Here is a 12,169-nt window from a genome sequence, read left to right on the forward strand (position 1 = left end):
ACAAATCAGAATATTGATATAATAGGAAAATTATTCATCACAGGATCGGCGTTCTTTCATGGCTAGAGTAGATCAAAAAGAAAAAAAGTCACTCCAAAGAGAAAAGGCTTATAAACATTCAAGATGCGTTTTATGGCTGAAGATAGTCTTACCTATTATAACCATAGTGCTTTTAGCTAAGCTTGTTTTCTCTTCTTATGTACATATTCGTACTTTTTCTCAAATGCCAGAAGATTTGTTGATGTCCGAATCTGGCAAAATGTTCATGAAAAATTTCAAGATTGCAAATTATGATGGTGATAAGGGAAAATACGTACTGAATGCAGATTACATAGAAACAGATCTAGATAGGAAGAAGTATGTTCTAAAGGATCTCAAAATTGCAATACCTGCACATGGGTATGATGTTGTTCATATGACTGCGAATTCTGCAACATTTGATCTTGATAATAGTATTCTTGGGATTAAAGATCCTTTTATGGTAAAGTTAAAGAATGGTACACAGATGTATCTTCAGTCAGCTATTATCAAGATAAAAGACTCGACTTTGATGAGTTCAAAACCTTTGATTGTTACCAATTCGAAATTTTTAATCTCTGCAGGATCAGTCGAGATAGAAAAGGCTGGTGAGATTGTGAATTTTTCAGGGGAAGTAGGAGTGATAGTGCAGCCGGGTTGGTTTCAGAGAAAAGATGAGTAAGATATCAATACAATTTTCGAGATGCAATGAATTTATATTTGAATAAGGTATGCTATATATGGGTATTCGCATTGATGATGATATCGTCAGGGGCGTTTGCATCTCAGTCTTTATCTCCTCGTGCGAAAAATTCGTGGTTTCAGGAGAATAAGCCAATTTATATTAAGAGCAATTTTTTGGAAGTAAAGGATGAATCTAAAAAAGCATCTTTTATTGGAAATGTAGTTGCAACTCAGGAAGATGTTTCATTGAAAGCGGAAGAGATGGTTATATTTTACAATAATGCAGATCCTGCTGCGGGAAGTAAGATTGACTATGTAAACATCAATAAGAGAGTTTTTGTACAATCAAAGGTACGACAGGTTATAGCCGATAGTGGTTTCTTTGATTTTCGGAAAAGAAATTTGGTTTTTCAAGGAAAAGAAGTGATCTTAAAAGAAGGATTGAATACATATTTAGGGTGTATGTTGGTCGTGAACCTTAATACAGATGAAGCTAAGTTGCAGGCCTGTGAATCACAACAGGTACAGGTAGAAATTTTTGCGAAAACGCAAAACAACCCCACGTAAGGTTTCTAATAAATCGTGAAAATATTATCTTTTTTTACAAGATTCAGGGGAAGTCGAGATTCATTACAGAATACGATTCAACATGAAAATCTTTTATCTGCTCGTTCTTTAACGAAAATATATCGTTCCGAGTACATAGTTAGAGATGTCTCTTTAGATGTTAAGCCTGGAGAGATTATAGGATTGCTTGGTCCAAATGGAGCAGGTAAAACCACATGTTTTTACATGATAACCGGTTTGGTTCCCGTAGATAGTGGTGTAATTGAAATTGACGGCAATGATGCAACAAAGATGCCTATGTATCGACGTGCTCGTTTTGGTGTTGGTTACTTGCCACAAGAAGCATCAATTTTTCGTGGATTGACCGTGGAACAGAATATCCTTGCAGTTTTGGAGATGCATGAAAAAGATAAGAAAAAGCGTCACGAAAGGCTCAATATTCTTCTAGAGGAATTTAAAATTGAAGGATTACGTAGTTTGCCGGCACTAGTATTATCTGGAGGTCAGCGCAGACGTTTGGAGATAGCTCGAGCTTTGGCTAGTTCTCCGAGATATATATTACTTGATGAACCTTTTGCTGGTATTGATCCTATTGCAATTTGTGATATACAAAACCTTGTTCGAGACTTGACCGCGCGGGGTATTGGTGTGCTCATCACTGATCATAATGTACAAGAGACATTAAATTTAATTGATCGTGCCTATATCATCCACGCAGGAGAAGTTTTGGCTCATGGCACAGTTGAGGATATTGTTAGCAATGCGGATGTGCGACGTTTATATTTGGGGCAGAAATTTACGTTGTAAGGTAGCAACTTACTAAAATCCACTCAATGAATTCTCAGCCTTTCTGAATGTTTTTTCTCTGTATTGCGAAATAATAGCCCTTATTTTGGTGGGATATCGTTTGTTTAATATGGTTTTGGGATCTGCGGTAATCTATCTTGATTTATGTGGTTTTTATGGATCTTTCCTAAAAGGTGCGATTAGCGTTTTCGGAGGAGGTTCAATTTAGTTGAATCTTTCTCAAGATAATTAATGCAATTTCACTGTTGATATGAATAAGGCGGGGAAATTTTATTCAAATATTTTAAATACGATTCATACTTTTTTGCAGAAGCAGCGGGAATATTTGATAAGTAACATAGAAGAAAGAGCTTTTTGGGAAATGGGTTTATCTTTCAGGGGCATCTAAAAAAAACGAGGATAAAGATTTTGATAGGATTCTCATCACTTCTGACGGCATCCTGTCACGGAACACGGAACACGGAACACGGAACACGGAACACGGAACACGGAACACGGAACACGGAACACGGGTTTTATTATCTTTTTGGGAAGGAATCTCAATATACAACAAATTCGAATTTATTGTAATGGGTTATTTTGAGTTTTCAATTTTTATTTATTATAATATTTTGTTCATTTTCTGAAAATAAGGACACCGATTAAGGTGTCCTCGCTTAATAAAAATTAACTATGAAAAATTATGTACAAATATTTAAATAGCAGGTAGCACTAAATCATCATTACTCAATGTTTTTCTTCGTGGAAAACCGACGAAGCAAAGAGGATTTTTTTTATATTCTCATATCCGCATCGTATGACTAACAGATCTTAAAATAAAACATTAAAAACAAATTAGCCAAAAATAACCCCTACAAAGTAGAAGCAATACCTTACGTCAGAGTAATATATTTTAAAAAATTCTTAGGAAGAAATAAGCTAGGTAGGACGTAAAAAATCAAAGATAGATAATTCAAATCTCCTCTATATCTGCAAATAATAATCTTTAAAAATCAATAAAATAAATCCACAAAACTAATATAATATTTTTAAATCAAGTATGATTATACATAAACGAATGAGAAATAGAAGTGGTATAGATGAACATTAGGTATGCATAAATTGCATTACAATAAAAAACCGAATCTTGATGATTTTTCGCGCTAACTTTCGAGTGCAGTTTTTAAAGTTATCAAATCTCGCCAAGAAATTTTTTTAATAAGGGGATACTCCAAAATTTCCTGAGGATGTAAAGTGGATAAAGTTTGCATTGTATGTCCCTTAACAGTGAGTTCGTTCCACTTTCCGAGATTTGCATAGATTTTTTCGTCATTTTTTAAAAAAAATTGTGTTGCAGAATTTCCAAGTAAAAGAAGAATTTTAGGAGATGCAAGTTCAATTTGTCGCATTATAAAAGTGCGACAAATTTCTATTTCTGTCGCAGAAAGTTTTCGATTTCCGAGCGAATGCCACGGTACAATCATAGAAATACATGTATGTATTCTCGTAATGCCTATAGATTCAAGCATTTTATCTAACATTTTTCCGATTCTTCCAGAGAAAGGTTGTCCCTTTATATCGTCATCGTAGCTGGGTACATAGCCTATAATCATGAGATCTTTTTGTCCCTCTTGATCCGCACAGATAGTTGAGGATTCCATGTATTGGAAGATGTCATCACGAAAGGAGGAGATTGCTGATTTAAGCTCAGATAATGAATGGGCATTTTTTGCGATTGAGTAAGATTTTTTTACAATTGTATGATCTATCTCAAGAGAGACTGATACTAAATTTGCAGAGAAATGTGATGGAGTAGCTTTTTTATGGATTATATTTGTTGATTTTGTTTTATTGTTTTCCTCTTCTTGAGGATCAAACAACCAATAAACTCCAGCATCCGCATAAAAGAGCATGGTGGTCAAGATTTGCTGTCTGGATAGTGTCCGTACAGAGGTCATGCTACTAATTCGCCAAAAATTGTTTTCTATGAAAGATAAACCAGAATCATTTTCTGAATATTATAGTGGTTTTTGGGAGAAGATACTAATAATAGAAAGAAAGGAAGACAGGATTTCTTCTTGTTGATCATAACGTCAAAAAATATTCCTTCTCCTCAAAAAATAGACATCTTTCTTTTTAGAGATTTCTTTTGCTGGAAAGAATCTTCTTAGATTCACTAAAGACGACTACCAAATCAAGACTTTTCCTGCTTATTGGTAGGCACAGAATTACCTTTTTTTTGCAGAATTTTCATCAAAGAGTAGAGTATGTTTCCTATCCTTATTGTAAATTGAGGTTGGAAGACCGCATCTGTGAAGAACTTTAAGAAATGGTTCTGGAGGAAGTTCTTCAACGTTTACCATTCTCCCAATATCCCAAACTCCTTCTGCTATCAGAATGGCGGCGGTAACAGGAGGCACACCGGCTGTATAAGATATAGCCTGGCTGGTTACTTCTTGATAAGCGCTTTCATGATCGGAAATATTATATAAAAATACTTCTTGTTCCTTTTTGTTATATATTCCACGAACGAGACAACCTATGAAGGTTTTCCCTTGGTAAGTTGGGGCTAATGAAGAAGGATCTGGTAATACGGATTTTACTACCTTTAGAGGTATAACTTCTTTCCCCTCAGCAGTTTTTACTGGCTGTTCTGATAGAAGTCCAATATTTTTCAAAACTCGAAATACATTAATGTAATGATCGCTGAAACCCATCCAAAATCTCACATCAGCGCCATTCATGTTTTTGAATAAAGAGTGAATTTCATCGTGTCCACTCAAGTAAACTTTTTGTTTTCCAACAATGGGGAGATCGTGCTCTTTGCTGACTTCAAACATCTTGTTGACACGCCATTGGCCTTGTTGCCAACTATAAACTACGCCAGTGAATTCACGGAAATTTATTTCTGGATCAAAATTTGTTGCAAAATACCTATCATGCTTGCCAGCATTCACATCTATTATGTCAATATCTGTAATTTTGTCAAAATACTCGTCTTTTGCGAAGCGTGCGAATGCGTTTACTACTCCGGGATCAAATCCGCAGCCAAGAATTGCTGTGATAGATTTTTCACGACATTCATCAAGCATCTTCCATTCATAATTATTATACCAAGGGGGTGTTTCGCATATCTTGTGCGGCTCTTCATGAATAGCTGTGTCAATATATGCGACGTCTGCATCAATGCAAGCACGTAATACTGACATGTTGAGGAAAGCCGATCCGACATTTATAACTATATGGGAATCTGTTTTCCTTATTAGTTTTATCAAGGAATTAATATCTAAGGCATTCAATTCGTGTATTTCAAGGGCACTTGCAACTTTCATAGATCCCTTTGCGTGGATGTCCTGAACTATTCTTGCGCATTTGTTTAGTGTTCGCGAAGCGATATGGATATTTCCAAGGATATCGTTGTTCTGTGCGCATTTATGAGATGCTACATGTCCTACGCCTCCAGCGCCGATGATTAAAACATTTTTTTTCATAAAATACGGAGCTTTCTTTTCTCTTGTTATACGATTCAGCCGATTGATTTACAACGGTAATGCTTGCGGTGCTTTTCAGGAAAGACTACGATGATAGTCATCGTAAGAAAATTCACGTAAAGTCTTGATTGATCCATTGAGTTCTTTCACTGCAATTGAGGGCATGTTTATGCCATTAAACCAATTCTTTTTGACGATACTATAACCTGCGACATCTTCAAATGATAATTTATCTCCTATTTGAACGGGATTTTCAAAGTTGAATTCTCCAAAGATATCTCCAGCCAAGCAGGATCTTCCGCATACCATAGCTGTATAGGATCCTATATTGGGTGATATTTTTGCAGATTGTTGGAAAAAAAGGAGATCAGGAACATGCGATTCTACAGAAGAATCAACGATTACTAAATTTTTTTTATTCACCAACGTATCAAGCACAGTAACTTCTAATGTTGCGGTATTCGTTACTATTGCCTCTCCTGGCTCTAGATATACTTGGATGGCATATTTTTGTGCGAATTCTTTTAGGCGCTGACAAAAATTGTCTATAGGATAATTCTCATTTGTGAAATGAATGCCTCCACCTAAGCTAACCCATTCAACACGGGTGATAAAATCACCAAACTTTTTTTCAATGTGGTTGAGCATTGAATCAAAATGGGGAAAAGACTTGTTTTCACAGTTATTATGAAACATCAATCCGTTCACATGGTTTATCTCGGATTCTATCTTATTCTTGTCCCATTCTCCGAGGCGGCTAAATGGACGACTTGGATCGGCAAGTATAAAATCGGAATATGATACGAATGGATTTATGCGCAAGCCAATATTCTTTTGCGAACGTAAAGCTTTTTCTTTGAAATGACTTAACTGAGAAATGGTATTGAAAATTATCTTGTCACAGCGGGAGAGTACTTCGTCAATTTCAGAATCTTTATAGGCGACGCTATAAGCATGGGTCTCTTTGCCAAACTTTTCTTTGCCCAACATAACTTCATAGAGAGATGAAGAGGTTGTTCCATCCATATGTTGACTTAATACATCGAATATTCCCCACGAAGCGAAGCATTTCAGTGCAAGGAGCAATTTAGCACCAGATTTTTCTCGAATATATAACGCTGTCTCGAGGTTTTTTAGAAGTTTTTGCTTGTCGATTAAATAATAAGGTGTTGAGAGCATGGGACTTAAAGAATCCTTCGTAGATCAGATGTTTTTGGACAGTTTCTTCGAGACTAAGTATAACGGAGAAAACGATTTTTTCTTAGGTATCATAGTCATATTTCTGTAACAAACTGTTTTTTTGTGCATCGTTCATGAAGCTACCTTATTTTTCTTGGTTAAGGAAAAGAAAATAGACTGTAAATCGTCACTATAATATAACAGCATTTTTGGGTTTTCTAGTCATTGTGTTTTTATCGTTAATGTGATCATACTTTCGTGTACTATTAAGAATGAAGATTTCCTTTATTTACCTATCCTGTTATATAATGATGGTAAGAGATATGTTTGATGGTTAGTCAAGTTTGGTGATATCGATGAAAATTGGTAATATGACATATAAAACTAGGGAAGATCTTCCAGAATTGATCCCAGTTTTTCCCCTTTCGGACATGTTTTTGTTGCCGGGTAGTCGGTCTTCTTTTAGTGTTTCTGAGCGTAGATATGTTGCAATGTTTGATGTCGTTCTGTCTGGAAATCGGCTGATAGGATTGGTTCAGCCAGCACTAAATGGAGCTTTTTCTGAAGATAATCAAGGTTTGTCTCAAATTGGCTGCATCGGGCGTATTACGTCTTTTGTAGAGACCGATGATGGTAATTATATCGTAACTTTAGCAGGTATTTGTCGGTTTCGTTTGCTAGAAGAAGCGTATCGGTTAAATTCTTGGCGTTGGTTTTACATTGCTACATTTGTTTCAGATCTTGTCGTTGATGAAAATGAAGGAGTTGACAGGATTGCTTTGTTAGAAGTTTTTCGCAAGTATCTTCTGATAAATAATTTAGAGGCTGACTGGGATAGTATTGAAAAAGCCAGCAACAAGGTATTAGTTAATTCACTTGCTATGATGTCATTTTTTAGTGAGGCTGAAAAACAGGCATTGCTAGAAGCTCCGGATTTTCGAGCACGCACCCAGACTTTGATTGCAATCATGCAGATTGAGCTTTCTCCTGATTTTTATCATTGCAGGAATCGTTTGCAGTAAAAAGGATGACGGTATGGATGACAATATTAATAGGATCAATCCGAAATTACTAGAGATTTTGGTTTGTCCCCTAACAAAAGATACTCTGAAATTAATATCGAATAGCAGAGAATTATTCTCAAGAAAAGCATCTCTTGCATACCCGATTCGTTCTGGTGTTCCCATTATGCTTGTATCGGAAGCTCGTGTCGTAAGAGAGGAAGATGTTTTACAAAATAGAGACACAATCATTTGATACAAGGGATTTCTTTCTTCTTTTCGTAAAGCTATGTTAGGGGGGATATTAGCTTTCTTTATCTGGTAACTATGGCATGTTTGATATTCATGCTCATTATCCCTTTTTTAATAATATGAAACATTGCTCTAGATCAGTCCTTATTTTCTCTATTCCCATACTTTATTTGGCTGAAATTCTATACATTTCGGGTTGCAGTAGAAAGATTTCTGACCATCAGGACTTTGAACCTGTATAATATTAGTTGTACTCTGAAAGATTACGATCAGCACATCAAGAAGGGTTGTTTTATTTTTTCCTAGAACAACTAGGTTAGTAGAGCCTAAATTTTTGCCGGTAACTATTAATTGCCCATCATTGGTAGATGTTGCAGATATTATTTTTGGATTGCCAAGAATCGCCGTTATAGGGGGGGCGTCAAAGCGAAATATGCGAGATTCGCCATTCTCTATACGGATCGTTTCGTTCTTTTCTGGAGGCTTTCCTGAAATATTCCCTGAAATATGCCCTATTGGTAATGCCTCTTGGGAAACATTAACTTCTTCGGGAGGTCTTGATTTTTTTTGAACAGGGTTAACAGATTTTAATATTTCAGTAGTGGCTTGATTTTTATTTTGTATAGGACGAGAAATCACAGGATCTATTTTCAAATCTTGTGAAAATCCAGAATAGCTATAGAGGGTAAAATAAATGGATAAAGCTAATAACACAAGTCGTGTGTACATCGTAAAAGTAACCTTAATGAAAAATAATAATTTTTATGATCGCAGGGTATACAGAGTGTAAATTCCCTTTATTAAATTGTGGTAAAATTGCCGAGATTTTTTTTTAAAGAGTATCTCGATAGCTGTCCAACTTTTTTCAAAGCTGACTTAGGAATTCCAATGCCAATATCAGCAATGGTCATGATAATAAAATCTCCTGTTTTACGGGTAAGGATTATTATTGTCCCAGCGTTATCGAAAGATATTAAATTAATTTTACACTAAATAATTAGTTCATGCATTATTTTTTTACATTTTAAATGAGTAATGTTTAATTATGTCGTTTTTCTTTAGAAGTGTTTTCTAAAAGATGAATTTTATGCCTGCGGATATTGAGTTGTATCTTTCTTGCTTTGCTCGTCGCAGAGACCTCTTATGTTTCCAAAGATTCGGTTTTCTATGGGAAAGAGTATCTTGGATCAATTTAAGGCTTTTGCGAACAAGATTTCTAATCTCAATCCTGCTGGATACTATAGCATAAAAAATAAAATGACAGTGATTATGGACATGTCGAATAATAAATCGCATAAGCATGGATTAAAGTTCTCCGTGTAAACATTATAATTTTTTATTCGCAGCAAATATCGTGATATTCACATTATATATAATATTATTAGTATATATTTTTATTTAAAAGTATTAATTTATTTTTTTCTGTAATTATACTAATGTTTTATTTAATTTTATATTGACATAAGGGAATTTAAGCGCATTTTATGGTTATAAAGTAGTTTGTAACTTATATTTTTATATTTTTATATTGGAGTTTTTTTAATTATGTTATTTTTTTCAAATAATTTTCTAAAGGAAGATGAATCTGGTGCTACGGCTATTGAGTATGCTTTGCTTGCTTCCCTCATCTCAATAGGGATGATTACAGGTGCTTTGTCTCTTGGAAAAGTTCTCTCAAATCAATTTAATGTGCTTTCGAACAAGATTTCTGGTTCTGCTATGCTGGCTAGCAAGGACGATTCGGCGAACGCAGTTAATAATAGTCCTATTACGTCTTCTAGCAAAAAAAATACAAAAAGTATTTCGAGCAAGGGCAAGTCTTCGAAAGGCATTAAGACATTAGGAGGCTCTAACAGGCATTGATTTAAAATAGCTTTGTGAAAAATGTTAAATTTTTTCTTATAGTGTATGGAACGTGAATTTATTTGGTTTAAATTTAGTTTATAAGCTATTATTTTAAAAAGTTAAAAATATTTTTCATTTTATCCTAACAAAGGGCTATTAAAAAACTTGTATAATAATTAATTAGCCTATAGAAAATATTTTTAATTAGTCTGTATATTATATTTTTATATTTTTATGTTTTTTAATCGGAGATTTTTTTGGCTATGTTATTTCTTGTAAAATGTTTTCTAAAAGACGAATCTGGCGCTACAGCTATTGAATACGGTTTGATCGCTTCTCTTATAGCAGTAGCGATGATCGCTGCAACATCGTCTCTTGGAAACGCCATCAGCAACAAATTTGCGTATATTACAAATAAACTTTCCGCCGCCGGAAGCTAGAAACGCAGTAAAAAACTCTACCACTAACGACGGCGGTTGATTTGATAAGCGTATTTTAGTTGCGGTTTGAAGTCACTTTTGTATGCGAAACTTTTGCAACCAAGAATATTTTTGAACGGCTGTGATTTGGAATAAGTTACAGTCGTTCATACTATTTATAAATTATGAAATTATGGCATTTATTATTGTGCCCATTTCTCTATATGATTACTCAAAGTATTGGGATTGATTATTTCAATTTGCGGTGCCTTCATGTTTTAAGGGAGGAAAATATATTGAAATTCTTTTGCGACTTAGTGCTTTGAAAAATAAGAGAAATCCCCCTAGAGATTTCAATATTGATGCTATTGCATATTCTTTTCTTCATTATAACGGTGATAATGTTTGTGATCTATGCACTCGTTAAAATTACTAGAAATGCCGTTAGTGTATTTACAGGAAAATGGATTTCAGACAGAAAAAGGGGACGTGGAGGGATAGCATTGCGATATCATGCTCTTTTATAATGTATAAAATGCAAACGTTATGATTCATAAAAACGGATATTATTGTAGTGCACCGATTACGCATCGATCTGTAAAATATAGATTTTTTTTGCCTGATTAATACTTATGAATAATTATAAAGTATCCAATTCAATACAATGTAAAAAAATTAATACTAATGAAACATTTTATAAGGCACAATATGTCTTGTATTGATACAATAGATTGTGTCATTGACATGTATTTTCTATCTGTTGAATGAAGTAAGGGGGTTTTTGCGATGAAAAATGATGTGTTAAGAGATTTTTTAAAGGATGAATCTGGTGCTACGGCGATTGAATATGGTTTGATTGCTGCTCTTATAGCGATAGCGATAATCGTTGGAGCAACGACGCTTGGACAATCTATTGCTGCAAAATTTAATAAGATTGCAAATGCAGTTGGGAATGCTGGACCTTAGGCAGCTAACTCTCTCTGCCACCCCGTTCCTAAATAAATTGCACTGCTATAAATTGGTGGGCGTATTTTAGTTGCGGTTTTGGTATTGTGGTTTGAAGTTACTTTTGTATGTGCAACTTTTGCAACCAAGAATATTTTTGAACGGCTGTGATTTGGAATAAGTTACGGTCGTTCATACTATTTATAAATTGTGAAATTATGGCATTTAATTATAGTTGTTACTAAAGATATGCAGAAATCGCATTTCTATGTTCCTTTTACTGTCTGAAATCATTTTCCTATAAACGTAATAACGGAATTTTTTGCCCATATTAAAAAGTGCATAGATCACAAAAATTATCACTGTTATACTGAGGAAGAGAATTCGCAATGGCTTTAATATTGAACTCTCTGGGGTGTTGTTCTTGTTCTTCACGGGGCTAAGTCACAAAATAATTTCAATAGCTTTTCCTTCCTTAAAACATGAAGGCACCGCAAATTGGAACAATCAATCATAATGTTTGGCATAATCAGATATCTGGAGCTCAAGATATAGCTTATAGGGCTTAAAGTTAAACGAATGTTTCGCAATAAGAAAAATAGTTACAACAATACTTGATGTTTTGAACAGGAAGGATATCTATGTTTGGAATATTTCTGCCAACAAGCTGAAAATTGATATCCAACTGAGAGCCATCAATCCCCCATCGTTTTCAAATCCCCTTTAATTTTAAAAAAGACTTTCGATAAAAATTTGCTGTATGCAATATCTCAGCTTCAGTTTTTTTGAATCAAATCACCAAGATAAACAATATTATCGCGTCTGAGGCAATTTGTAGATCGTATGGCAATCTCTAGTTCATCAATGTGCGCATTAGACAAGCCAAGACTTGTCATAATTTTTGCAATTTATAAATAATATGAACGACTGTAACTTATTCCAAATCACAGCCGTTCAAAAATACTCTTGATTGCAAAAAGTT

General features: G+C 34.5%; 11 protein-coding genes and 2 pseudogenes. 8 read left to right on the forward strand and 5 right to left on the reverse strand.

All coding sequences use genetic code 11. From position 1 onward, the window contains the following. Positions 1 to 58 precede the first annotated feature (58 nt). From lptC to lptB, 3 genes are all read left to right on the forward strand, one after another. Positions 59 to 700, forward strand: a complete 642-nt coding sequence (gene lptC, locus H0G72_RS02070; protein WP_182017124.1) for an LPS export ABC transporter periplasmic protein LptC — start codon at positions 59 to 61, stop codon at positions 698 to 700. Positions 701 to 774: 74 nt separating this feature from the next. Beyond that, positions 775 to 1,269, forward strand: coding sequence for an LptA/OstA family protein (locus H0G72_RS02075; protein WP_182017126.1), 495 nt, complete (start codon positions 775 to 777; stop codon positions 1,267 to 1,269). Positions 1,270 to 1,344: 75 nt separating this feature from the next. Continuing rightward, a complete protein-coding gene (lptB, locus tag H0G72_RS02080) occupies positions 1,345 to 2,076 on the forward strand; it encodes an LPS export ABC transporter ATP-binding protein (protein ID WP_310649475.1) in 732 nt (243 codons plus the stop codon). A 1,142-nt stretch (positions 2,077 to 3,218) separates the two neighbouring features. Here the strand turns inward: lptB and H0G72_RS02085 are convergent. The 3 genes from H0G72_RS02085 to nspC form a co-directional block, all read right to left on the reverse strand. Further along, positions 3,219 to 4,013, reverse strand: coding sequence for a uracil-DNA glycosylase (locus H0G72_RS02085; protein WP_182017130.1), 795 nt, complete (start codon positions 4,011 to 4,013; stop codon positions 3,219 to 3,221). A gap of 270 nt (positions 4,014 to 4,283) precedes the next feature. Next, positions 4,284 to 5,546, reverse strand: coding sequence for a saccharopine dehydrogenase family protein (locus tag H0G72_RS02090; protein ID WP_182017132.1), 1,263 nt, complete (start codon positions 5,544 to 5,546; stop codon positions 4,284 to 4,286). Between the two features lie 75 nt (positions 5,547 to 5,621). Further along, the gene (gene nspC / locus H0G72_RS02095; protein ID WP_182017134.1) at positions 5,622 to 6,725 is read right to left on the reverse strand and encodes a carboxynorspermidine decarboxylase; all 1,104 of its coding nucleotides are present in this window, start codon (positions 6,723 to 6,725) and stop codon (positions 5,622 to 5,624) included. Between the two features lie 356 nt (positions 6,726 to 7,081). On the opposite strand from nspC, the gene H0G72_RS02100 reads away from it, so the two are divergent. Both H0G72_RS02100 and H0G72_RS02105 read left to right on the forward strand, forming a co-directional pair. Then, a complete protein-coding gene (locus H0G72_RS02100) occupies positions 7,082 to 7,747 on the forward strand; it encodes an LON peptidase substrate-binding domain-containing protein (protein ID WP_182017136.1) in 666 nt (221 codons plus the stop codon). Between the two features lie 13 nt (positions 7,748 to 7,760). Continuing rightward, positions 7,761 to 7,982 carry a Trm112 family protein gene (locus tag H0G72_RS02105; RefSeq protein WP_182017138.1) on the forward strand — a complete coding sequence of 74 codons (222 nt, stop codon included), beginning with the start codon at positions 7,761 to 7,763 and terminating at the stop codon, positions 7,980 to 7,982. Positions 7,983 to 8,131: 149 nt separating this feature from the next. On the opposite strand, the gene H0G72_RS02110 is transcribed toward H0G72_RS02105, so the two are convergent. Next, complete coding sequence (locus H0G72_RS02110; protein WP_182017140.1) at positions 8,132 to 8,632, reverse strand: pilus assembly protein N-terminal domain-containing protein; 501 nt, start codon at positions 8,630 to 8,632, stop codon at positions 8,132 to 8,134. A gap of 891 nt (positions 8,633 to 9,523) precedes the next feature. Between H0G72_RS02110 and H0G72_RS06210 the strand changes: the two are divergent. From H0G72_RS06210 to H0G72_RS02125, 3 genes and pseudogenes are all read left to right on the forward strand, one after another. Continuing rightward, a pseudogene (locus tag H0G72_RS06210) lies at positions 9,524 to 9,694 on the forward strand (Flp family type IVb pilin); the annotation flags it as partial. A 392-nt stretch (positions 9,695 to 10,086) separates the two neighbouring features. After that, a complete protein-coding gene (locus H0G72_RS02120; protein ID WP_182017144.1) occupies positions 10,087 to 10,263 on the forward strand; it encodes a Flp family type IVb pilin in 177 nt (58 codons plus the stop codon). Positions 10,264 to 11,028: 765 nt separating this feature from the next. After that, on the forward strand, positions 11,029 to 11,208 hold the full coding sequence (locus H0G72_RS02125; protein ID WP_182017146.1) for a Flp family type IVb pilin: 180 nt from the start codon (positions 11,029 to 11,031) through the stop codon (positions 11,206 to 11,208). A gap of 694 nt (positions 11,209 to 11,902) precedes the next feature. Here the strand turns inward: H0G72_RS02125 and H0G72_RS02130 are convergent. Continuing rightward, a pseudogene (locus H0G72_RS02130) lies at positions 11,903 to 12,053 on the reverse strand (DNA-directed RNA polymerase subunit alpha C-terminal domain-containing protein); the annotation flags it as partial. Positions 12,054 to 12,169: the final 116 nt, after the last annotated feature.

Origin of the sequence: Candidatus Liberibacter sp. (assembly GCF_014048425.1) — a bacterium.
Lineage (GTDB): Bacteria > Pseudomonadota > Alphaproteobacteria > Rhizobiales > Rhizobiaceae > Liberibacter.